19 protein-coding genes are annotated in these 22,019 nt (G+C 52.5%); 17 read left to right on the forward strand and 2 right to left on the reverse strand.

The window, feature by feature from the left end; translation table 11 throughout:
- The first annotated feature begins 181 nt into the window (after positions 1-181).
- Positions 182-1,612 carry a 6-phospho-beta-glucosidase gene (locus KXR87_RS02400; protein WP_437430671.1) on the forward strand — a complete coding sequence of 477 codons (1,431 nt, stop codon included), beginning with the start codon at positions 182-184 and terminating at the stop codon, positions 1,610-1,612.
- Positions 1,613-1,643: 31 nt separating this feature from the next.
- On the opposite strand, the gene flk is transcribed toward KXR87_RS02400, so the two are convergent.
- Entirely contained in the window at positions 1,644-2,651 is a 1,008-nt protein-coding gene (gene flk, locus KXR87_RS02405) for a flagella biosynthesis regulator Flk (protein WP_437430815.1), read from the reverse strand.
- Between the two features lie 113 nt (positions 2,652-2,764).
- Between flk and pdxB the strand changes: the two genes are divergently transcribed.
- From pdxB to purF, 9 genes are all read left to right on the forward strand, one after another.
- The gene (gene pdxB / locus KXR87_RS02410; RefSeq protein ID WP_437430672.1) at positions 2,765-3,901 is read left to right on the forward strand and encodes a 4-phosphoerythronate dehydrogenase PdxB; all 1,137 of its coding nucleotides are present in this window, start codon (positions 2,765-2,767) and stop codon (positions 3,899-3,901) included.
- 64 nt (positions 3,902-3,965) lie between these two features.
- Entirely contained in the window at positions 3,966-4,979 is a 1,014-nt protein-coding gene (locus KXR87_RS02415) for an aspartate-semialdehyde dehydrogenase (RefSeq protein WP_437430673.1), read from the forward strand.
- The gene (gene truA / locus KXR87_RS02420) at positions 4,979-5,791 is read left to right on the forward strand and encodes a tRNA pseudouridine(38-40) synthase TruA (protein WP_437430674.1); all 813 of its coding nucleotides are present in this window, start codon (positions 4,979-4,981) and stop codon (positions 5,789-5,791) included. The genes KXR87_RS02415 and truA overlap by 1 nt, the downstream gene beginning before the upstream one ends.
- A gap of 26 nt (positions 5,792-5,817) precedes the next feature.
- Positions 5,818-6,477: a DedA family protein gene (locus KXR87_RS02425; protein WP_437430675.1), complete on the forward strand. Its 660-nt coding sequence runs from the start codon at positions 5,818-5,820 to the stop codon at positions 6,475-6,477.
- A gap of 103 nt (positions 6,478-6,580) precedes the next feature.
- Complete coding sequence (accD, locus tag KXR87_RS02430; RefSeq protein ID WP_437430676.1) at positions 6,581-7,495, forward strand: acetyl-CoA carboxylase, carboxyltransferase subunit beta; 915 nt, start codon at positions 6,581-6,583, stop codon at positions 7,493-7,495.
- 194 nt (positions 7,496-7,689) lie between these two features.
- Positions 7,690-8,958: a bifunctional tetrahydrofolate synthase/dihydrofolate synthase gene (folC, locus tag KXR87_RS02435; RefSeq protein ID WP_437430677.1), complete on the forward strand. Its 1,269-nt coding sequence runs from the start codon at positions 7,690-7,692 to the stop codon at positions 8,956-8,958.
- Complete coding sequence (gene dedD / locus KXR87_RS02440) at positions 8,948-9,628, forward strand: cell division protein DedD (protein ID WP_437430678.1); 681 nt, start codon at positions 8,948-8,950, stop codon at positions 9,626-9,628. The genes folC and dedD overlap by 11 nt, the downstream gene beginning before the upstream one ends.
- 267 nt (positions 9,629-9,895) lie before the next feature.
- Complete coding sequence (gene cvpA, locus KXR87_RS02445) at positions 9,896-10,384, forward strand: colicin V production protein (RefSeq protein ID WP_437430679.1); 489 nt, start codon at positions 9,896-9,898, stop codon at positions 10,382-10,384.
- Between the two features lie 175 nt (positions 10,385-10,559).
- Positions 10,560-12,077, forward strand: a complete 1,518-nt coding sequence (gene purF / locus KXR87_RS02450; protein WP_437430680.1) for an amidophosphoribosyltransferase — start codon at positions 10,560-10,562, stop codon at positions 12,075-12,077.
- Positions 12,078-12,114: 37 nt separating this feature from the next.
- Here the strand turns inward: purF and KXR87_RS02455 are convergent, their stop codons facing one another.
- Positions 12,115-13,542 (reverse strand): sigma-54 interaction domain-containing protein, encoded by a 1,428-nt coding sequence (locus tag KXR87_RS02455; RefSeq protein WP_437430681.1) that lies wholly within the window; start codon positions 13,540-13,542, stop codon positions 12,115-12,117.
- Between the two features lie 206 nt (positions 13,543-13,748).
- Between KXR87_RS02455 and KXR87_RS02460 the strand changes: the two genes are divergently transcribed.
- The 7 genes from KXR87_RS02460 to hisJ all read left to right on the forward strand — a co-directional run bounded on the left by KXR87_RS02460 (position 13,749) and on the right by hisJ (position 21,970).
- Positions 13,749-15,146, forward strand: coding sequence for a diaminopimelate decarboxylase family protein (locus tag KXR87_RS02460; RefSeq protein WP_437430682.1), 1,398 nt, complete (start codon positions 13,749-13,751; stop codon positions 15,144-15,146).
- 94 nt (positions 15,147-15,240) lie between these two features.
- On the forward strand, positions 15,241-16,662 hold the full coding sequence (locus KXR87_RS02465; protein ID WP_437430683.1) for an APC family permease: 1,422 nt from the start codon (positions 15,241-15,243) through the stop codon (positions 16,660-16,662).
- Position 16,663: 1 nt separating this feature from the next.
- A complete protein-coding gene (locus KXR87_RS02470; RefSeq protein WP_437430684.1) occupies positions 16,664-17,767 on the forward strand; it encodes an alanine/ornithine racemase family PLP-dependent enzyme in 1,104 nt (367 codons plus the stop codon).
- Between the two features lie 59 nt (positions 17,768-17,826).
- Complete coding sequence (locus KXR87_RS02475; RefSeq protein ID WP_437430685.1) at positions 17,827-19,221, forward strand: amino acid permease; 1,395 nt, start codon at positions 17,827-17,829, stop codon at positions 19,219-19,221.
- Positions 19,222-19,308: 87 nt separating this feature from the next.
- Entirely contained in the window at positions 19,309-19,890 is a 582-nt protein-coding gene (locus KXR87_RS02480) for a UbiX family flavin prenyltransferase (RefSeq protein WP_437430686.1), read from the forward strand.
- A 267-nt stretch (positions 19,891-20,157) separates the two neighbouring features.
- On the forward strand, positions 20,158-20,940 hold the full coding sequence (gene argT, locus KXR87_RS02485) for a lysine/arginine/ornithine ABC transporter substrate-binding protein ArgT (RefSeq protein ID WP_437430687.1): 783 nt from the start codon (positions 20,158-20,160) through the stop codon (positions 20,938-20,940).
- Between the two features lie 247 nt (positions 20,941-21,187).
- Positions 21,188-21,970 carry a histidine ABC transporter substrate-binding protein HisJ gene (gene hisJ, locus KXR87_RS02490; protein WP_437430688.1) on the forward strand — a complete coding sequence of 261 codons (783 nt, stop codon included), beginning with the start codon at positions 21,188-21,190 and terminating at the stop codon, positions 21,968-21,970.
- The last annotated feature ends 49 nt before the right edge of the window (positions 21,971-22,019 follow it).

The raw sequence follows: 22,019 nt of genomic DNA on the forward strand, positions 1-22,019 counted from the left end.
TATTTATTTTATTTAAAAAATACGCGCCAGCACACAGAAAAAACATCACGTTTTATTGATGTGACATATTCCAGCGATATAATTTTTTGCATCGTTTCTATTCAATATAAGGACTGTTATAGTCAGGCTTCGCTATATTTTCGACTTTTACTGACACCACTAAAAGAGTAAGGAGAAAGGCATGGCAGGATTCAAAGCGGATTTTCTGTGGGGCGGCGCGGTCGCGGCACATCAGCTTGAAGGTGGATGGAAAGAAGGGGGGAAAGGTATCAGCGTTGCGGACGTGATGACTGCCGGCGCACATGGCGTACCTCGTGAAATTACCGATGGCGTCATCGCGGGAAAAAATTACCCTAACCATGAAGCTATCGACTTCTACCATCGCTATCCCGAAGATATTAAGCTTTTTGCGGAAATGGGGTTTAAATGTTTTCGCACCTCCATTGCCTGGACCCGTATTTTCCCTAAGGGTGATGAGCTGGAGCCAAATGAAGCTGGCCTGCAATTTTATGACGATCTCTTTGATGAGTGCCTGAAATATAATATTGAACCCGTCATTACGCTCTCCCATTTTGAAATGCCTTACCATCTGGTCACGGAATATGGTGGCTGGCGTAATCGTAAGCTTATCGAATTCTTTGTGCGTTTTGCGAACGTTGTCTTCACCCGATATAAAACCAAGGTGAAATACTGGATGACGTTTAATGAAATTAATAACCAGGCAAATTATCACGAAGATTTTGCCCCCTTTACCAACTCCGGCCTGAAATACGCTGAAGGGGAAAACCGTGAGCCGGTCATGTACCAGGCGGCGCATTATGAGCTGGTCGCCAGCGCCCTGGCGGTGGAAGCTGGCCACGCCATTAACCCTGATTTTCAGATTGGCTGCATGATAGCCATGTGCCCGATTTACCCGCTCACCTGCGATCCGGACGACATGATGATGTCCGTTGCCGCGATGCATCGTCGCTACTGGTTTACTGACGTACACGTGCGCGGTTATTACCCTCGTCACATCCTTAACTATTTCGAACGCAAAGGTTTTGACCTCGATATCACCGAAGAAGATCTGCAGATACTCAAACGTGGTTGTGTGGATTACATTGGCTTTAGTTATTACATGTCTTTTGCCACCAAAGCGAGCGCCGATAATCCGCAGCTGGATTATGACGAAACCAAAAGCTTGGTGAAAAATCCCTATGTGAAAGCGTCAGACTGGGGATGGCAGATTGACCCGGTGGGCCTGCGTTACTCCCTGAACTATTTCTACGATCTCTATCAGTTGCCGCTGTTTATTGTAGAAAATGGCTTTGGCGCTATCGATCAGAAAGAGAGTGATGGTTCGGTCAACGATCAGTACCGTATCGAATACATGCAAAACCACCTGCGTGAAATGAAGAAAGCGGTCGTGGAAGACGGCGTGGAGTTAATGGGCTACACGCCCTGGGGTTGTATTGATCTGGTGTCAGCGGGCACCGGTGAGATGAAAAAACGCTACGGCTTTATCTATGTTGATAAAGATAATGATGGTAACGGGACGCTCGAACGCAGCCGTAAAAAATCATTTAACTGGTATAAAGAGACCATTCGCAATAACGGCAGTGACCTGTAACAACCGAACCCCTCCGCCTGGAGGGGTTTTTTCAGATAACTATCCAGAGCAGGGCAAAGGCGACCAGCAGCGCGACCAGCAGCAGCCCCGGGCGAGCGGAAAGGTGCTTCACACTCTCTATGACGGGCGCAAAGAGCGGGTTGTAAATAGGCTTAACATCACGCGCTTCCGGTATACCCTGCGAACGCTCAGCACGACGCAGGAAGACCTGATTGAGGATGTCCTGCACCTGGGCTGTAGTCAGTACCGTCTGCGGCGTCACCTGCCACAGCTTCTGGGCATAGTCGTTCATGTTCTGCCATTCCGTATCATCTAACGGCTGCTTGAGCGCCGCCTGCACGGTATGCAGCGTTGGGGCTGTCTGTACGCTTAATGTCTGACGCGCCTGCAGCCATGTCATCAGCGGCGCAAAATGTTTCGCCGGGATCAGCTCGCCCGTTTTCACACCCGAGAGCTCCAGCATCGACTGCCAGATAAGTTTCCCGGGTTCGCCCGTTGCTGCCGCAAGTTTTGTCACCGCCTGATTGAGCGAGTTGTGCTCCGCCGGCAGGAGGGGGCGATCGGTCGCCGGACGTTGCTGAGGCTGAGGGATCGAAATCTGGTTATTCTGTAATAGCGTCAGCACGGTTTTGAGCTGCTGAGGCGTTAACTGGCTCAGTGCAGTCTGACCAAACTCGCGGCGAATAAAATCACTCACGGCCTGTCGGTTGTTGCCCTGGCTTAAAAGTTCGGTCAGCTGAGAAACCACCTGGCGGGTGGTGTGATTCTGCGAGGCGGTATCCAGGCGCTGATTGAGATTTTGTTCAGCCGCCGGAAAATGACGCGACTGCAGCGGGGCATCATTTTTCAGACCCAGATCGTGCTTCACCCCTGCCCAGACTTCTGCACTTTGCTGTTGCGTGAGCGCCACCAGGCGGGTAATCAGTCTTTCCAGCACAGTCCGTTGAAGCGTGGTGAGCGGTTGCTCGCCGGCAACGTTACTGGTGGGGGTCGGGTCTTGCCCTGGAGGGCGCGCGGGCGCTCCCTGAATGGGTTGCATCATGAAAATCCTCTGGGTCTCGCTCGTCGTGACGCGGCATTGCGGGTATGCCTGGCGGCGAGATTATGGCACACTTGATGGCTGAATTCCCGTATTCAAACAGGTCCTGTAACGTGAAAATCCTTGTTGATGAAAATATGCCTTATGCCAGCGAATTATTCTGTCGCCTGGGGGAGGTAAAAGCCGTGCCAGGGCGCCCCATTCCGGTTGCTGAACTGGCGGATGCAGAAGCGCTGATGGTGCGCTCAGTCACGAAGGTCAACGAAACGCTGCTTACCAGCACGGGCATCAAATTTGTTGGAACGGCGACTGCCGGCACCGATCATGTTGATGAGGCCTGGCTTGCGCAGGCGGGGATCGCGTTTTCAGCCGCGCCAGGTTGTAATGCCATTGCGGTGGTGGAGTATGTCTTCTCGTCCCTGCTGATGCTGGCCGAACGCGACGGGTTTTCCCTGCGCGACCGCACCGTTGGCATTGTTGGCGCAGGCAATGTCGGCAGTCGTCTGCAGGCGCGGCTTGAGGCCTGGGGCGTTCGCACGCTGCTTTGCGATCCGCCACGCGCCGATCGGGGAGAGGAGGGCGACTTCCGCTCACTGGAGGAGTTGGTCGGCGAGGCAGATGTGCTCACCTTCCATACGCCGCTGTTTAAAGAGGGCCCTTACAAAAGTTTGCATCTGGCCGATGACGCCCTGATTCAGCGCCTGAAGCCCGGTGCGATCCTCATCAACGCCTGTCGTGGGCCGGTGGTGGACAATGCCGCGCTGCTGCGCTGCCTTGAGGCGGGTCAACAACTGAGCGTGGTGCTGGACGTGTGGGAGCCGGAACCGGATCTCAACGTCGCCCTGCTGGAAAAAGCGGATATTGGCACCGCACACATCGCCGGTTACACCCTTGAAGGCAAAGCGCGTGGTACCACCCAGGTGTTTGAGGCATTCAGCGAGTTTATTGGTCAACGTCAGCAGGTCGCGCTGTCGACCCTTTTACCGGCCCCGGAGTTTGGCCGCATAACCCTGCACGGCCCGCTCGATGAGTCCGCTCTGAAAAGACTGGTTCATTTGGTGTATGATGTGCGCCGCGACGATGCGCTGCTGAGAAAAGTGGCAGCCGTGCCGGGCGAGTTTGATAAGCTGCGTAAACATTATCGTGAGCGCCGGGAGTGGTCATCACTGTTAGTACAGTGCGACGATGCTCATGGCGCCGATCTTCTGCAAAAGCTGGGTTTCAACGCGGTTTATCAACCAACCCGCTAATGTCTTCTTAATGCTGCCCGCCGGGTACTCTGGCGGGCACGCTTTATTTCTGGAGTAAATCACCATGTCTGAAGGCTGGAATATTGCCGTCCTGGGTGCCACCGGTGCCGTAGGCGAAGCCTTACTTGAAACCTTGTCCGCCCGTGAGTTCCCCGTCGGAGAGCTGCATGCACTGGCGCGCAATGAAAGCGCCGGTGAATCACTGCGTTATAACGGAAAAACCGTGCGCGTTCAGGATGCTGCCGGGTTTGACTGGACCCAGGCGCAACTGGCGTTTTTTGTGGCAGGTGCGCAGGCCTCTGCGGATTACATTGAAGAAGCCACCAACGCCGGGTGCCTGGTTATTGATGCCAGCGGCCTGTTTGCGCTGGAACCGGATGTTCCGCTGGTGGTACCGGACGTGAACCCATTCGTGCTGAGCGATTATCGTAACCGCAATATCATTGCCGTGCCGGACGCGATGACCAGCCAGTTGTTGACGGCGCTAAAGCCACTGATTGATGTGGGTGGGCTGTCACGTATCTCCGTCACCAATCTGATGTCCGTTTCGGCGCTGGGTAAAAAGGCCGTTGATGCGCTTGCCGGGCAGAGCGCCAAACTGCTCAACGGCATTCCGATCGATGAAGATGATTTCTTTGGTCGCCAGCTGGCATTCAATATGCTCCCGATGCTGCCGGATCGTGAAGGTGTGGTGCCGGTTGAACGTCGTCTGGTCGATGAGGTGCGTAAGATTCTTCAGGACGAGGGGCTGATGGTTTCTGTCAACAGCGTTCGCGCTCCGGTCTTCTACGGCCATGCGCAGATGGTGAGCTTTGAGGCGATGCGTCCTCTGGCGGCAGAAGAAGCCCGCGATGCGTTTGGTCAAGGTGAAGACATTGTGCTTTCTGAAGAACAGGCGTTTCCGACTCAGGTTGCCGACGCCTCCGGTAGCGCCCATTTATCAGTAGGCTGCGTGCGCAATGATTACGGCATACCTGAGCAGGTTCAGTTCTGGTCGGTTGCCGACAACGTCCGCTTTGGCGGCGCACTGATGTCGGTCAGGATCGCTGAAAAATTGATTCAGGAGTACCTGTACTGATGTCCGACGTTGTGGAAAAGCCGCTGCTAAAAATCGCACTGGGCATCGAATACGACGGCAGTAAGTATTACGGCTGGCAGCGTCAGCAGGAGGTGCGTAGCGTTCAGGAAAAACTGGAAAAAGCGCTCTCACAGGTGGCGAATGAACCCATTGGCGTATTTTGCGCCGGGCGTACTGACGCTGGCGTACACGCCACAGGCCAGGTGGTACATTTCGAAACCAGCGCGGTGCGCAAAGATGCAGCCTGGACATTAGGCGTAAATGCGAATTTACCTGGAGACATCGCGGTGCGTTGGGTGAAACATGTTCCCGACGATTTTCATGCCCGTTTCAGTGCCACCGCGCGCCGTTACCGCTACGTCATCTACAATCATCGTCTGCGCCCTGCGGTGCTGGGCCAGGGGGTGACGCACTACCATCTGCCGCTGGATGCCGGGCGGATGCAGCGTGCGGCACAATGTTTACTGGGTGAAAATGATTTTACCTCGTTTCGTGCCGTACAGTGCCAGTCGCGTACACCCTGGCGCTTTATGATGCACATTCAGGTGCAACGTTATGGCGCTTACGTTGTGGTCGACATCAAAGCGAATGCCTTTGTACACCATATGGTCAGGAATATCGTCGGCAGCCTGCTGGAAGTGGGGGCCGGGAACCAGCCGGAGAGTTGGATAGCAGAGCTACTGGCAGCTAAGGACAGAACGCTGGCAGCCGCAACGGCAAAAGCAGAAGGGTTGTATCTTGTCGCCGTGGATTACCCACCGCATTTCGGCCTGCCTGCATTGCCAATGGGTCCGCTGTTTCTTGCGGACTAGTCGCAATCAACCAAGGCAAAGACAATATGGACGTAATACGCTTTCTTATTGATTTCATCCTGCATATTGATGTGCACCTGGCGGAGCTGGTGGCGCAGTATGGCATGTGGGTTTACGCGATCCTGTTCATCATCCTGTTTTGCGAAACCGGACTGGTAGTGACGCCGTTTTTACCCGGTGACTCGCTGCTGTTTGTTGCCGGCGCGCTGGCATCGCTTGAGACCAACGACCTTAACGTCCATGTGATGGTTTTACTGATGCTGGTCGCGGCAATCGTCGGGGATGCGGTCAACTACACCATCGGGCGGCTTTTTGGTGACAGGCTTTTCAGCAATCCCGATTCAAAAATTTTCCGCCGCGCTTATCTTGATAAAACACATCAGTTTTATGAGAAACACGGCGGTAAGACCATTATCCTGGCGCGTTTTGTGCCGATCGTGCGCACTTTTGCGCCTTTCGTCGCCGGGATGGGGCATATGTCCTATCGCCACTTTGCCCTGTTCAACGTGGCGGGCGCGCTGTTATGGGTGTTACTCTTTACCTATGCAGGTTACTTTTTTGGCACCTTGCCCCTGGTGCAGGAAAATCTTAAGTTGCTGATTGTCGCCATCATCGTGGTGTCTATACTACCTGGGGTGATTGAGGTGATTCGTCACCGCCGGGCGGCGTCTCGACAGACAAAATAAGAACTCATCGGCGGTTCGACCACTTTTTTATCCCAAGTTTCGAACTGTTATGTTTTAATGTGCCCCATTTATGGGCTACCAGGTTCATGCATAAAGGTTATCAATGAGCTGGATTGAACGAATCAAAAGCAATATTACCCCCACCCGTAAGGCGAGCATCCCTGAAGGTGTGTGGACGAAATGCGACAGCTGCGGTCAGGTACTTTACCGTGCCGAGCTGGAGCGTAACCTTGAGGTCTGCCCGAAGTGTGACCACCACATGCGTATGACAGCGCGTAATCGCCTGCATAGCCTGATGGATGAAGGTTCAATGGTCGAGCTGGGTAGCGAACTCGAGCCAAAAGATGTGCTCAAGTTCCGCGACTCTAAAAAATACAAAGATCGACTGGCAAGCGCGCAGAAAGAGACCGGCGAGAAAGATGCGCTGGTAGTCATGAAAGGTACGCTGCATGGCATGCCGGTGGTTGCTGCCGCGTTCGAATTTGCCTTTATGGGCGGTTCAATGGGGTCTGTTGTCGGCGCGCGTTTTGTCCGCGCTGTGGAACAGGCGCTGGAAGATAACTGCCCGCTCATCTGCTTCTCCGCTTCCGGTGGCGCGCGCATGCAGGAAGCACTGATGTCGCTGATGCAGATGGCCAAAACCTCTGCGGCGCTGGCGAAGATGCAGGAGCGCGGTCTGCCGTATATCTCCGTGCTCACCGACCCGACTATGGGTGGCGTCTCTGCAAGCTTTGCGATGCTGGGTGATCTGAATATCGCCGAGCCGAAAGCGCTGATTGGCTTTGCCGGTCCACGCGTCATCGAGCAGACGGTACGTGAAAAACTGCCGCCGGGCTTCCAGCGCAGTGAGTTTCTGATTGAGAAAGGCGCTATCGATATGATCGTTCGCCGTGCCGACATGCGCTTTAAGCTGGCAAGCATTCTGGCGAAGCTGACCAATCAGCCTGCACCAGACCCGGATGCGCCGCGTGAAAGCGTGGTGGTGCCGCCGGTGCCGGATCAGGAAACCGAAGCCTGATAATACCGAAGGGCAGTGCCATCGCGGCGCTGCCCTTTTGCTTTTATTACCCGTCCTGATTCAAATTGCATGTGCGTTGGCTGTACTCGTTCACCCGAACCACTTACTGGAGTAAGCTCATCGGGACTCGCTCGCTTGCCGCCTGCCTGCAACTCGAATTAACAGGGTAACTATCATCAAAAACTACGGGCATCATGGAAATTAAACGCAATTTGCAAGCCACGTCGCCCCTGGCCGCGTGGCTTTCTTATCTGGAAAACCTGCACAGTAAATCCATCGATCTGGGCCTTCTGCGCGTCAGTCAGGTTGCCGCGCGTCTTGATGTGTCGCGTCCGGCTCCCTTTGTTTTTACCGTGGCAGGCACTAACGGCAAAGGCACCACCTGCCGTACGCTGGAAGCCATGCTTCTCGCCGCAGGGTTTAAGGTTGGGGTCTATAGCTCCCCTCATCTGGTGCGCTACACCGAACGCGTGCGCATTCAGAACGCCGAGCTTGCCGACAGTTACCACACCCGTGCCTTTGCGCAGATTGAAGCCGTACGTGGCGAAACATCCCTGACCTATTTCGAGTACAGCACCCTGGCAGCGCTCTGGCTGTTTAAACAGGCAGCTGTGGATGTGGTTATCCTTGAAGTGGGTCTGGGCGGGCGTCTGGATGCCACCAACCTGGTAGATGCCGATGTGGCGGTTGTCACCAGTATCGCCCTCGATCACACCGACTGGCTGGGGCCGGACCGTGAAAGTATTGGCCGCGAAAAAGCGGGCGTGTTCCGCGGTGGCAAACCTGCGGTGGTCGGTGAAAATGATATGCCGCAGACCATCGCAGAGGTGGCGAATGAGAAAGGGGCGCAGCTCATGCGTCGTGGCGTTGACTGGCAGTATGAGGTGCAGGGCGAAAGCTGGCGCTTTACGGATGCGCAGGGCGAGTTAACCGGTCTGCCGCTGCCTCAGGTGCCGCAACCCAATGCGGCGACGGCACTGGCCGCGCTTCGCGCCAGTGGGTTAGCGGTGAGCGAAGCGGCCATTCGTGAGGGCATCGCTGGCGCGATGTTGCCTGGACGCTTCCAGATTGTGGGTGACAACCCTCGCCTGATTCTGGATGTGGCGCATAATCCTCATGCGGCGGCATATCTTGCCGGGCGCCTGAGTGCAGAACCAAAAAAAGGTCGGGTACTGGCGGTCATTGGTATGCTGCATGATAAAGACATCGCCGGGACGCTTGCCTGTCTGGAGCCGGTGGTCGATAGCTGGTATTGTGCCCCTCTGGAAGGACCGCGTGGCGCTACGGCGCAGCAGCTGATGGCGCATCTGCCCGCGGGCCATGAATATCAGGATGTTGCCGCTGCCTGGCAGGCAGCGATGGCGGAGTCAAAAGCCGAAGATACCGTGCTGGTGTGTGGCTCTTTCCACACGGTGGCACATGTCATGGAAGCGTTGGAGGCGGGGAGAACCGGTGGCGAGTAAGTTTCAGAACCGTTTGATGGGGACCATTGTGCTGGTAGCGCTGGGGGTTATTATTCTTCCGGGCCTGCTGGACGGGCAAAAAAAGCATTATCAGGATGAGTTCGCCGCGATCCCACTGGTGCCCAAACCGGGAGATCGTGATGAGCCCGACATGATGCCTGCTGCGACTCAGGCGTTGCCGGCCCAGCCGCCGGAAGGCGCGGCAGAAGAGGTGCGTGCGGGAGATGCCGCCGCGCCCTCGCTGGATGTTTCGCGCCAGGCCGCCAGTGGTGCAGCGAATCCCGAGATCACTACACCTGCCCGCAGCGAACAGCCCAAAACCGCAGAGAGAGCGCAGCCTAAGCCGCAGTCTCAAAAACCGGTTGAGCAGGTGGCCTCAACCCCTCCGGTGGTGGAACAACCTGCGGCAGATAAATCTGCTCCGATTGGTAAAGCCTATGTTGTTCAACTGGGTGCCCTGAAGAACGCTGATAAAGTCACGGAAATTGTCGGCAAACTTCGGGGGGCGGGTTATCGCGTTTATACGTCGCCGACCACGCCTGTCCCGGGTAAAATAACCCGCATTCTGGTAGGGCCTGATGCCTCGAAGGACAAACTGAAAGGTTCACTGGGTGAACTGAAGCAGATTTCGGGGCTCAACGGCGTGGTGATGAATTACAGCGCGAACTAGTATGCGGTTTTCCCCCTCGCCCTAACCCTCTCCCCATAGGGGCGAAGGGATGGTTTGCTCCCTCTCCCTTGAGGGAGAGGGCCGGGGTGAGGGTGTAAATACGAATTTAAAAACACGCCCGAAGAGGCTTAAGATTCGATGGCGTTGAATGTTTTTTCAGCGCCATTTTTATTTACGCATGGGAAGGAAATCCCTACGCAAACGTTTTCTTTTTCTGTTAGAATTCGCCCCGAACTGGACGACAGGGCGATTAATCGTGGGACACATATGGTCTGGATTGATTACGCCATCATCGCGGTGATTGGTTTTTCCTGTCTGGTTAGCCTTATCCGTGGCTTTGTTCGTGAAGCGTTATCGCTGGTGACATGGGGCTGTGCTTTCTTTGTTGCCAGTCATTACTACACTTACCTGTCAGTCTGGTTCACGGGCTTTGAAGATGAACTGGTTCGCAACGGAATCGCCATTGCGGCGCTGTTCATTGCGACACTGATCGTTGGCGCTATCGTTAACTTCGTGATAGGTCAACTTGTGGAAAAAACCGGCCTGTCGGGTACAGACAGGGTGTTGGGGATCTGCTTTGGTGCGCTGCGAGGTGTACTGATCGTCGCCGCCATTCTGTTCTTTCTTGATACCTTTACGGGCCTGTCGAAAAGTGACGACTGGCAGAAGTCGCAGTTTATTCCGCAATTCAGTTTCATCATCAGATGGTTCTTTGACTATCTGCAAAGTTCGTCAAGTTTCTTGCCCAGGGTTTAGCTCTGAGATGTGGCTTAGAACCTGGCTCATCAGGCTGGTTTAGGTGCCATTTTGAACCAGGGCGGTGTTCACAATCCTTACGTACTCACCGTACGTTCCGGTTGCTGCGCTGTCCCTTCAAACTGGCTACGACAATGAGGCCTGATAAGCAGATTCTTAACGAGGAAAAAGACGTATGTGCGGTATTGTCGGAATCGCCGGTTTCATGCCGGTCAACCAGTCGATTTATGACGCGTTATCGGTGCTTCAGCACCGTGGCCAGGATGCTGCTGGCATCATTACTATTGATGCAAATAATTGTTTCCGTCTGCGCAAAGCAAATGGCATGGTCAACGACGTTTTCGAAGCCCGCCATATGCAGCGCCTGCAGGGAAACATGGGTATCGGTCATGTCCGTTATCCGACTGCAGGGAGCTCCAGTGCCTCCGAGGCACAGCCTTTTTACGTAAACTCCCCTTACGGCATCACGCTTGCCCACAACGGCAACCTGACGAATGCTCATGAGCTGCGCACCCGACTCTTTGAAGAGAAGCGCCGTCATATCAATACCACCTCTGATTCAGAAATCCTGCTCAATATCTTTGCCAGCGAGCTGGATAACTTCCGCCACTACCCGCTGGAAGCCGATAACATTTTTGCCGCCATTGCCGCGACGAATCGTCATATTCGCGGGGCTTATGCCTGTATCGCAATGATTATCGGCCACGGTATGGTTGGCTTCCGCGATCCGAACGGAATTCGTCCGCTGGTACTGGGTAAGCGCGAGCTGGGCGACGGGCGCACGGAATACATGATGGCCTCGGAAAGCGTGGCACTGGATACGCTGGGCTTCGAATTTCTGCGTGATGTCGCACCTGGCGAAGCGGTGTATGTCACTGAGAAAGGTCAGCTCTTTAGCCGTCAGTGTGCTGATAATCCCGTCTCGAATCCGTGTCTGTTTGAGTATGTCTATTTCGCGCGTCCGGACTCGTTCATTGACAAAATCTCCGTCTACAGCGCCCGCGTTAATATGGGCACCAAACTTGGTGAAAAAATTGCCCGTGAATGGGAAGATTTAGACATTGACGTGGTGATCCCGATTCCGGAAACCTCCTGCGACATCGCGCTGGAGATGGCCCGTATTCTGGGTAAACCGTATCGCCAGGGATTTGTGAAAAACCGCTACGTTGGCCGTACCTTTATCATGCCGGGCCAGCAGCTGCGCCGTAAGTCCGTGCGCCGTAAGCTGAACGCTAACCGCGCTGAGTTCCGCGGTAAGAACGTCCTGCTGGTGGATGACTCCATCGTGCGTGGCACCACCTCAGAGCAGATTATCGAGATGGCGCGCGAAGCGGGCGCGAAGAAAGTTTATCTGGCTTCCGCGGCACCGGAAATTCGTTTCCCCAACGTCTATGGTATCGATATGCCCACGGCTAACGAGCTGATTGCTCACGGCCGTGAAGTTGATGAGATCCGCCAGATTATCGGCGCTGATGCATTAATCTTCCAGGATCTGGACGATTTGATTGATGCGGTTCGTGCAGAAAACCCGGACATTCAGCAATTCGAATGCTCTGTCTTTAATGGCGTTTATGTGACTAAAGACGTCAACCAGCAGTACCTCGACTATCTCGACTCCCTGCGTAATGATGATGCCAAAGCCGTGCAGCTTCTGAACGAAGTGGAAAGCTTAGAGATGCATAACGAAGGGTAATTGCGTTTGCCAGCGATCCGCCGATCGCTGGCAGCCTTTAGTGGTGTACAACACCAATATGAATACCGTGCTTTTGAACTTTGTATTGCAGTGTCGTGCGCGACATACTCAGACTGCGCGCGGCGGCAGCAATATTGCCCTGATGCATATCCAGAGCCGATTCAATAACGCTCTTTTCGAAATTTGCCACCTGTAGGTCAAGGGGGCTACAGGGATCGCCGGGCCTGACAGCCTGTTGCGCAGTGGGCGGAACGCTTTGCGTTAAACCCAAATGCAGCTCCTCCTCATCAAAGACAATTCTTTTTAATACGCCATCTTTCTGCTGCATGATCATGCTGCGAACGATAGTGTTTTCCAGCATGCGAATATTTCCCGGCCATTGACGGTTAATGAGCGTTATTCGGGCCTCTTCGCCCAGACCATGAATATCCTGTGGCACTTCGTTACGATATTTATCAATGAAATAATTGGCCAGTAACACGATATCTTCTGGCCGCTTGCGAAGCGGTAGCAGTGCCAGCATGCCCACGTTAAGCCGGTAAAAAAGATCGGCGCGCAGCCGCCCCTGTTGAATTAATTCAGAGGGGGCTTCGTTCATTGCAGCGACAATACGCACATCTGAGCACTGCTGCTGCTGACCACCCAGCTTCCAGAATGTTTTATCCTGCAGGAAGCGAAGCAGCTTACTTTGCATCTCCAGAGGCATCGCGTTGAGTTCATCAAGAAAGAGGGTGCCGCCACTGGCGAGTTCAAGATAACCCTGACTATTTTCTGCGCCGGTAAATGCGCCGCGTACCGTACCGAAAAGAGTACTCTCAATTAATGTTGGCGGCAGCGCGCTACAATTCAGGGCAATAAAAGGTTTATCAGCGCGTTTACTGTACTGATGTATTAAACGTGAAAAAAGCTCTTTTCCGGTTCCCGTTTCACCAATGATGGTGACGGGGATATTACTGGCTGCCAGGCGTTTAGCTTTTTCAATAATGCCGAGCATTTCGGGGTTTTCGGTGATAATGCATGGGTACTGCTCATTGCTTCCGGCATAGAGTAAGCGATTAAGCTCAACGACCTGCTCTTGCAACCTCCTGACGCCGGACATATTCCTGCCAATTTCTATTACACCAATCATATTGCCACTGCCTGAATAAAGGGGGGCAGTGGTATGTTGATAATCAACCGCCTGGCCACGGGCATTATAATAAATCTGATAATGGCCTATATATTCTACGCCGCTTTTAAGAGAGGAAAGCATTGTGCTTTGCGCCTCTTTCATTGCCGGGTAGACCTCCAGCATGTGCTTTCCTATTGCTCGCTCTCTGCTATAACCATCAAGCTCTGCACTCTCCTGGTTGTAATAGACATATTCACCCTGCAGGTTTATTACCGCGAGAGGCTGATGGATAAGATCAAAAAAGCGGGAGAACATCTGTAATGCGGTGACCAGTTCCTTGTCTGCTGCACTCATACATTGACGCCTTAATCGATTGACGAAAGCACGATTATAGAGCGACAAAAATTCGGCGTTTTGATGAAAAATTGCGAAAGTGGCAAAAATTTTAAAACAGGTAAAATTATAATTTATTGAAATTTAACAATAAAATAATGGCATGCCTGTTGCTTTAGCCTTTTTAACCATAAGGGCAAGTCTTACAACAACAAGCAGAGGGTGTTATGTCTGATTTTATTGCTGAAAATTACAACCATTTACGTGATGAATTACTCACACAGGATCGTCGTTTCAAAAACCAGGAGGAGCACTTATATTTCGATGGGGTAGACCTGGATGCGCTGGCTCGTAAATATCCTACGCCGTTTTATGTTTTCTCTGAAGCCGAAATTATCCGTAACATCAATGAAATTCAGGAGGCCTTTGCTGCGCATAATAAGGTGAAAACCTTTTTTGCTTCAAAAACCTGTTCCGTCATGGGGGTCTTACAGGCTATTCGTGATGCCGGAATTTGTGCCGAAGCCAACTCGCAGTTCGAAGTTCGCAAATGTCTTGAAATTGGTTTTCGCGGCGATCAAATAGTTTTTAATGGCGTGGTGAAAAAGCCTGCCGATCTGGAATTTGCCATCGCAAACGATCTCTATTTGATTAATGTCGATAGTCTGTATGAACTCGATCATATTGACCGTATTTCCCGCAAATTGAACAAAACGGCCAATGTTTGCGTACGTGTGGAACCCAACGTTCCTTCGGCAACCCATGCGGAACTGGTCACGGCGTTTCATGCCAAATCCGGTCTTGACCTTGAGCAGGCGGAAGAGACCTGTCGTCGAATCCTTGAAATGCCCTATGTCCATCTGCGGGGCTTACATATGCATGTCGGGGACCAGGTGCCGGAATCTGAACCCTTTGCCAAAGCGACAAAGGTGTTGGTGGATGAATCCCGCCGTCTGGAGGAGGTGTTAGGCATTAAATTTGACTTGATCAACGTTGGCGGTGGGATCCCGGTTCCCTATAAATATGATGAAGAAAACGGCGATCCGCTGAAAGACAATATGTATGCGGGCATCACGGCGAAAGATTTTGCCGATGCGGTCATCCGCGAAGTTCATAAATGGCGTACTGACGTCGAAATCTGCATTGAACCCGGGCGCAAAGTGACCGGCTCCGCAGCGGTATTGCTGACAGAAGTCTCCTGTGAAAAACGCAAAACGAACTATGACATCACTGGCAACGTTGAATGCCACGTCGAGTGGAAATTTGTCGACGCAGGCTACAGCGTTCTCTCTGACAGTCAGCATTTTGACTGGTTCTTTTATGTTTATAACGCGTCCCGCATTACCAGCGAACATGACGCGTGGATCAAACTGGCAGGCCCGTTATGCGACGGAGGCGACTATTTCCATATGGGGGTGAAGGGCGAAGAATTCCTGATGCCGAAAGAGACGCAAGTGGGGGATATTGTCGCCTTTCTTGATGCCGGGGCTTATACCATCGAAAGCCAGACTGTTTATAACAACCGTCCGCGAACGGCGGTGGTGATGATCGATAAATACGGAAACGATCGCCTTATCCGTCGCGAAGATACTTATGAAGATATGGTCAAGTACGACATTTTTTAAAACCGTACCCGCCGGACTCTGGCGCAGTCAGAGTCCGGCTGTCATGCATTCGAAGAGCGCATTGAAGCGCTTAATTGAATAACAGGAGATGGCCATGAGTAACGATAAGTCTGGCTTACTTGGCATCAAAGACATTGTTTTCATGAATGTCATTGCAATATTAAGTTTGCGGCAAATTCCCAACGTCGCCCCTTATGGGGCCTCGGCAATGCTGCTTTGGGTTATCGCTGCATTTTGTCTGTTCTTTCCGCTGGCAATGGTGTGTGGGGAGCTCTCCACCGGCTGGCCGAAAGATGGTGGAATATTTGTCTGGATAAAAGAGGCGTTCGGAAAACGTATTGCATGGATTGTGGTGGTGTGCTTCCTTTTTTCCTGCGTATTGTTTTTTCCTTTGATGCTTCAATTCGGTTTTACCGCCCTCGGCTACATGATTGGCGGTGGTCTTGCAGAAAATAAAGCGTTTATAGGTATTGGGTCGGCGGTTATTTTTTGGCTGTTGACGCTGATGAATATTCGCGGAATGGAGTGGACCAAGATAATCAACAGTATCAGTGCCTGGTGCGGGGTATTTATCCCCTCCGCCATCCTGATTATTCTCGCTATTGTATGGTTGGCCACCGGGCATCAAATGCAAACAGACTATGCGACGGCAGGGAACTGGATCCCCGATCTTGGCCACTGGGACACGGTTGTATTCCTTTCGAGCATGATGTTTGCCTTTGCCGGTCTGGAAGTCGCGCCGATGATTGCCGGGCGAACCCGTAATCCGCAACGCGATTTTCCGCGCGCGATGGCGGTTTCAGCCGCCGTTATTGTCGGTATTTATATGGTCGGAACATGGGCCTTAAATACCCTGCTACCTGCAGGCAAAACCGATATTGTTGCCGGTGTGATGCAGGCCATGCACTCCGCTGCGGACACGCTACATATGCCGTGGCTGATTCCCGTCATGGCCTGTTGTATGTTTTTTGGTGCTTTAGGTCAGATTAACTCCTGGCTTGTCGGTCCCATCTATATGCTGCAGGAAGCCTCACGTGAGGATAATTTGCTGGGGGATAAAATTGCACACCTGCATCCGGAATGGAAAACGCCCGCTTACGCATTGACCGTTCAGGCGATTATTGTCACGGTTTTATGTTTCTCCACCTTTATATCTCCAAGCGTTGCCGCGGCATACTGGATGCTGACCGCACTCACTACCATCACCTATTTTATTCCATATCTGGTGATGTTCCCGGCCTTCTGGCGTCTGCGTCACACGCAGCCCAATACGCCAAGAAGTTTCAAAATACCCGGTAAGGTATTACCGGCGCTTCTACCCGCACTGGGTTTTATTTCCATCGCATTTGCTGTGGTCCTGCTTTTTATTCCGCCCTCTCAGGTAGATATGGGTGGCTATTTTCAGTATGCGGGCAAAATTATTGGCGGTGCCCTGCTGGCAATTATCGTGGCTGAATTTATCTACCAACGGGCCCAGAGGCGTAATGCTCGTCTGAGCATGGCGAGAGGAAAATAATATGTATATGCCAGTTCTTGAAATTGATTTAGGTAAGCTTGAAGAAAATGCCCGCACGGAAAAAGCCATACTGGGAAACAGCGGTATAGAAGTGATGGCAGTAAACAAAGTTTTTGACGGTTGCGTCGAAACAGCCCAGGCCGTTTTTAATGCGGGAATTGAGGTTATTGCCGAATCACGAACTTACAATTTGCAAAAAATTCGCCATATTGGCTGCACGACCTGTCTGTTGCGTAGCCCATGCCTGAGTGAAATTGAAGAGGTCGTTCGTTACGCTGATATCAGCCTGAACAGCGAACCCGTGGTTCTACAGGCATTATCCCTTGAGGCGCAACGGCAGAATAAAACGCATCAGATTTTGCTGATGATCGACATGGGCGATCTGCGTGAGGGGATCTGGTTTAGTGAATATCAACGAATTCTCTCTACCATCACACTGATTACTGAGTTGCCAGGGCTGGCGCTTTACGGATTGGGTACAAATTTCAACTGCTACGGTACTGTCCTGCCGTCGGTGAAAAATGGTGAAGATTTCCTGGCGCTGGTTGCACGACTGGAAGCAGACAGCGGAACGACGGTTCGCCGTCTCTCTGCCGGAAACTGCACCAGCTACCATTTGCTCGACAAGGGGTTATGGCCGGCGGGGCTCAATCATTTGCGCATAGGCGGTCTGCATGAATTCGGCATCGAATATGTGGATATGAAATATCTGGATGAATTTCATCATTCAGCGAAGCCTGTCGACAAAGCCTGCTCCAGTCTGTACGTGCTGGAAGCCGAAATCATCGAGCTGAACAGTAAACCGACGGTCCCGGTTGGAGAGCTGGGTGTGGATGCGTTTTTGCAAACTAAAACCTTTGTCGATCATGGTGTGCGCCGCCGTGCCTTACTGGCGTTTGGTCGACAGGATGTGCCTTCAGATAACTGTGTGCCCTGTGATGACACAATCAGCGTGTTAGGGCAGACCAGCGATCATACCCTGGTTGACATCGAGGATTGCCAGCAGCCATTAAACGTCGGGGATGTGGTTCGCTTCGAACTGGATTACACCGGCCTGTTGATGGCATGTCAGACCAAAGGCATTGCCATGCGGTTTAAACACTAGATGTTAGCGCCGCGGGCACGCGTCCGCGGCAACGCTATAGCCACAGACAGGAAGCAACCATGAGCGCCCTGCAAGAACTCCCGCCTGCGGAGTCAGAATATGGACTAAAGCGTAACCTGAAAAAGCGCCATCTTTTGATGATGTCGATCGGGGGAACGATTGGGACAGGTTTGTTTATCGGCATTGCTGAACCTTTATACAGCGTCGGGCCAGCCGGCACATTGCTGGCCTATCTTTTTGCCGGTGCCATTATGCTGGCGACGATGGCCTGCCTCGGTGAATTGTCATGTGCCTTTCCCCATTCCGGCTCTTTTCAGCATTACGCCCTGATGTTTATGCCTCATCCACTTTTCAGCTACACCATTGGATGGTTGTACTGGCTAAGCTGGGTATTTTCGCTGGCCGCTGATTTAACCGCCGCCAGCTTCATTGCCAGTCACTATTTTCCTGCCATCCCCGTTCACTATTTCTGTTTCTTCATCCTCTGCATCCTGACACTGGTTAATTTGCTTTCGGCGAAACTGTTTGGCGAATGTGAATACTGGCTTTCGGCAATTAAAGTCTTTGCGATTGTGTTGTTTATCGGTGCGGGCGGTTTACTGATTGCCTCATTGTCCGGTGATGCGCAGTGGCACCCGACACTGAAAATGGGCGGGGTCTGGTTTCCTCATGGCGGGTGGCAAATTCTGGTCTGTATGACCATCGTGATTTACTCGTTTCAGGGCGTGGAGCTGGTGGGCAACGCCGCAGGAGAGACCGAATCGCCACAGAAGGTATTGCCAAAAGTCATTCTGGGCATTGGCCTGCGGATCATCCTTTTTTATGGTCTGGCGATTGCCGTTCTTGCGCTGGTGTATCCGCGGGACAGGATACCCGACGGGCAAAGTCCTTTTGTATGGGTGTTTTCCCAGGTTGGCATTCCGGGCGCCGGTACACTTATGATGCTGGTTATTTTCTCTGCCGCCGTGTCAGCGGCAAATTCGGCCATTTATGCCAGCTCACGGATGCTCTGGTCTATGGCGGGCGACCGTTTCGCCCCTGCCTGTTTCCGGGCGGTGAATCAGGCAGGTGTGCCGGTAAAGGCGATTTTACTGACCGTCGCGCTGGCGCTCGTCTCGTTGTTAACCCGCTATATTCCCGCGCAACAGTTCTATCTTTATCTTATTGCCAGCACCGGGCAGGTGGGTTGTCTGGCCTGGATAACCATTGGCTGGTGTCAGTACCGTTTCCGGTGTGCAGTCAACCACGGTCGCTATCCGCAAAGCGTGTTGCGTTATCGCTCCCCGTTTTTCCCGTGGGTGGCGTGGGGGGTTATTCTCAGCAATACGGCGATTATTATTGGCACCTGGTTTAGTGAGCAAGGCGGGCTGATAATGCTTATTGAGATGCTCTTGATGGTGCTGATCGTGGCTTCCTGGTTTTGTCTGCCGGGCGGGCGGGGGGAGAAGGGGTAGTCGGCCGGGCCGGAGGATGAGACGCCTTATTGCAACTGCTGCCATATTCCGGCAAAGTCTGCCTCAGTGTGACTAAGGACGACAGCTATGAAACGACTCATTGTGGGGATCTCCGGTGCCAGCGGCGCCATTTACGGCGTGCGTTTGTTGCAGGTATTACGCGACGTAGCAGATGTGGAAACCCATCTGGTGATGAGCCCTGCAGCCCGCCAGACCCTCTCCCTCGAAACAACCTTCGCGCTGCGCGATGTACAGGCGTTTGCCGATGTGGTGCACGATGTGCGTGACATCGCCGCCAGCATCTCCTCTGGCTCGTTCAAAACTGCAGGCATGGTTATCTTACCCTGCTCGATTAAAACCCTTTCCGGCATTGTGAACAGCTTTACTGACAGCCTGCTTACCCGCGCGGCGGACGTAGTGCTTAAGGAGCGTCGTCCACTGGTACTGTGCGTGCGTGAAACGCCACTGCATCTTGGCCATCTGCGCCTGATGACGCAAGCTTCTGAGCTTGGCGCGGTTATCATGCCCCCGGTCCCGGCGTTTTATCACAACCCGCAGAGTCTCGATGATGTCATCAATCAGACCGTCAATCGGGTACTGGATCAGTTTGCTATTGAACTGCCGCAGGATCTTTTTCTGCGCTGGCAGGGGGGGAATGGCGCAAAATAGTGCGTCGTCCCCGGAGGTGCCCTTTTTTAGGGCATTTTTGTAACCGCGATCATATCCTCAACATTTAATCCCTTTTTTGCGCCTCTAACGCTCTGGATCGTTTAGTCGACCTGCTATCTTTCACCATTAAGGTGACTTTGCAACGTTTTGTTAACAAATCTAACGCTGATGTTTTTCCTGCGGGAGAAACTGGCATAAGACGTGCAAGGTATCCGTCAGCAACAACACAACGCACGATAATAAAATCAGAACACTTGAGGGTTATGTATGAAGAAGACGGTTATTGCTCTGTCTTTACTGCTGGGTTTGTCCGCGGTATCCAGCGTTTACGCAGCACTTCCCCAGACGGTACGTATTGGTACAGATGCGACCTATGCGCCATTCTCTTCAAAAGATTCGAAAGGGGATTTCGTCGGTTTTGATATCGATCTCGGTAACGAGATGTGTAGCCGTATCAAGGTGAAATGCACCTGGGTGGGCAGCGATTTTGATGCCTTAATTCCCTCCCTGAAAGCGAAGAAAATCGACGCAATCATCTCTTCGCTTTCCATTACCGAGAAGCGTCAGCAAGAAATTGCCTTCTCTGAAAAACTGTACGCTGCTGACTCTCGCCTGATTGCCGCCAAAGGCTCAACCATTCAGCCTACGCTCGACTCGCTGAAAGGTAAGCATGTAGGTGTTCTGCAAGGCTCTACCCAGGAAGGTTACGCTAACGATAACTGGCGCAGTAAAGGCATTGATGTGGTGGCGTACCAGAATCAGGACTTGATCTATTCAGACCTGGCGGCAGGCCGTCTGGATGCCGCCTTGCAGGATGAAGTGGCTGCCAGCGAAGGCTTCCTGAAACAGCCTGCGGGGAAAGAATTTGCTTTTGCCGGTGCCTCGGTTAAAGACAAAAAATACTTTGGTGACGGCACAGGCATTGGTCTGCGTAAAGATGATAAGGAACTCAAAGCCGCTTTCGATAAGGCTTTTGATGAACTGCGTAAAGATGGCACCTACGACAAGCTGGCGAAGAAATACTTCGACTTTAATGTCTACGGTGACTGATTAACTACGTAGCTGAACTATGCGCCATTCTGGTCCGCCAGCGTGGTGCATAACTACCAGTGATGATTCATGATGGTGCAAAGGTTGCACTGATTTGGCGCATCACTGCATAAATAAGCAGAAACAGTGCAAAAAAAGCCGCCGGGCGGGCAGAATGCTTTGCCTTGCTGTGCCATCTAATGGCACGATAGCGACACCGTATTCTTCTAATAAATCCCTTAGGAAAGACAGTCAGTTGAGGATAACTATGAAAAAATTGGTGTTATCACTTTCTCTGGTGTTCGCTATCTCCAGCGCCTCCGGCGCATTCGCAGCCATCCCACAAAAACTTCGTATCGGTACCGATCCTACTTATGCCCCCTTTGAATCGAAGAATTCACAGGGAGAATTGGTGGGTTTTGATATCGATCTGGCTAAAGCGCTGTGCGAACGCATCAAAACGCAGTGTGTGTTTATTGAGAACCCACTGGATGCGCTGATCCCTTCGCTCAAAGCGAAGAAAATTGATGCCATCATGTCGTCTCTGTCAATTACTGAAAAACGCCAGCAGGAAATTTCTTTCACCGACAAACTGTACGCAGCCGATTCGCGTCTGGTCGTTGCCAAAGATTCTGATATTCAGCCTGACATCGATAAGCTTAAAGGCAAGCGTGTAGGCGTGCTGCAAGGTACGACGCAGGAAACCTACGGCAATGTGCACTGGGCGCCGAAAGGCATTGAAATCGTCTCTTACCAGGGGCAGGACAATATCTATTCTGACCTGACGGCAGGACGTATTGATGCGGCTTTCCAGGATGAAGTGGCCGCCAGCGAAGGCTTCCTGAAAACCCCGGTCGGTAAAGACTACAAATTTGGCGGTCCGTCTGTGAAAGACGAACAGCTGTTTGGCGTCGGTACCGGAATGGGCGTGCGTAAGGAAGACAATGAGTTGCGTGAAGCGCTGAACAAAGCATTTGCTGAGATGCGTGCCGATGGCACCTATGAAAAGCTGGCGAAAAAGTATTTTGATTTTGATGTTTATGGTGGTTAATTCCACGCGTGTTTAACGTGCGACCCCTCCCGGTCCGGGAGGGGAAGAG

This window comes from Yokenella regensburgei, from assembly GCF_051486985.1.
Taxonomy (GTDB): Bacteria; Pseudomonadota; Gammaproteobacteria; order Enterobacterales; family Enterobacteriaceae; genus CBFFRJ01.

What these genes read in the sequence shown, in the direction of transcription:
- folC (WP_437430677.1), top strand. Translation starts at nt 7,690, where the DNA reads ATGGAAATTAAACGCAATTTGCAAGCCACGTCGCCCCTGGCCGCGTGG.
- cvpA (WP_437430679.1), top strand. Translation starts at nt 9,896, where the DNA reads ATGGTCTGGATTGATTACGCCATCATCGCGGTGATTGGTTTTTCCTGT.
- accD (WP_437430676.1), top strand. Translation starts at nt 6,581, where the DNA reads ATGAGCTGGATTGAACGAATCAAAAGCAATATTACCCCCACCCGTAAG.
- truA (WP_437430674.1), top strand. Translation starts at nt 4,979, where the DNA reads ATGTCCGACGTTGTGGAAAAGCCGCTGCTAAAAATCGCACTGGGCATC.
- KXR87_RS02465 (WP_437430683.1), top strand. Translation starts at nt 15,241, where the DNA reads ATGAGTAACGATAAGTCTGGCTTACTTGGCATCAAAGACATTGTTTTC.
- hisJ (WP_437430688.1), top strand. Translation starts at nt 21,188, where the DNA reads ATGAAAAAATTGGTGTTATCACTTTCTCTGGTGTTCGCTATCTCCAGC.
- KXR87_RS02425 (WP_437430675.1), top strand. Translation starts at nt 5,818, where the DNA reads ATGGACGTAATACGCTTTCTTATTGATTTCATCCTGCATATTGATGTG.
- KXR87_RS02470 (WP_437430684.1), top strand. Translation starts at nt 16,664, where the DNA reads ATGTATATGCCAGTTCTTGAAATTGATTTAGGTAAGCTTGAAGAAAAT.
- KXR87_RS02455 (WP_437430681.1), bottom strand. Translation starts at nt 13,542, where the DNA reads ATGAGTGCAGCAGACAAGGAACTGGTCACCGCATTACAGATGTTCTCC.
- purF (WP_437430680.1), top strand. Translation starts at nt 10,560, where the DNA reads ATGTGCGGTATTGTCGGAATCGCCGGTTTCATGCCGGTCAACCAGTCG.
- flk (WP_437430815.1), bottom strand. Translation starts at nt 2,651, where the DNA reads ATGCAACCCATTCAGGGAGCGCCCGCGCGCCCTCCAGGGCAAGACCCG.
- KXR87_RS02415 (WP_437430673.1), top strand. Translation starts at nt 3,966, where the DNA reads ATGTCTGAAGGCTGGAATATTGCCGTCCTGGGTGCCACCGGTGCCGTA.
- KXR87_RS02400 (WP_437430671.1), top strand. Translation starts at nt 182, where the DNA reads ATGGCAGGATTCAAAGCGGATTTTCTGTGGGGCGGCGCGGTCGCGGCA.
- KXR87_RS02460 (WP_437430682.1), top strand. Translation starts at nt 13,749, where the DNA reads ATGTCTGATTTTATTGCTGAAAATTACAACCATTTACGTGATGAATTA.
- KXR87_RS02475 (WP_437430685.1), top strand. Translation starts at nt 17,827, where the DNA reads ATGAGCGCCCTGCAAGAACTCCCGCCTGCGGAGTCAGAATATGGACTA.
- argT (WP_437430687.1), top strand. Translation starts at nt 20,158, where the DNA reads ATGAAGAAGACGGTTATTGCTCTGTCTTTACTGCTGGGTTTGTCCGCG.
- KXR87_RS02480 (WP_437430686.1), top strand. Translation starts at nt 19,309, where the DNA reads ATGAAACGACTCATTGTGGGGATCTCCGGTGCCAGCGGCGCCATTTAC.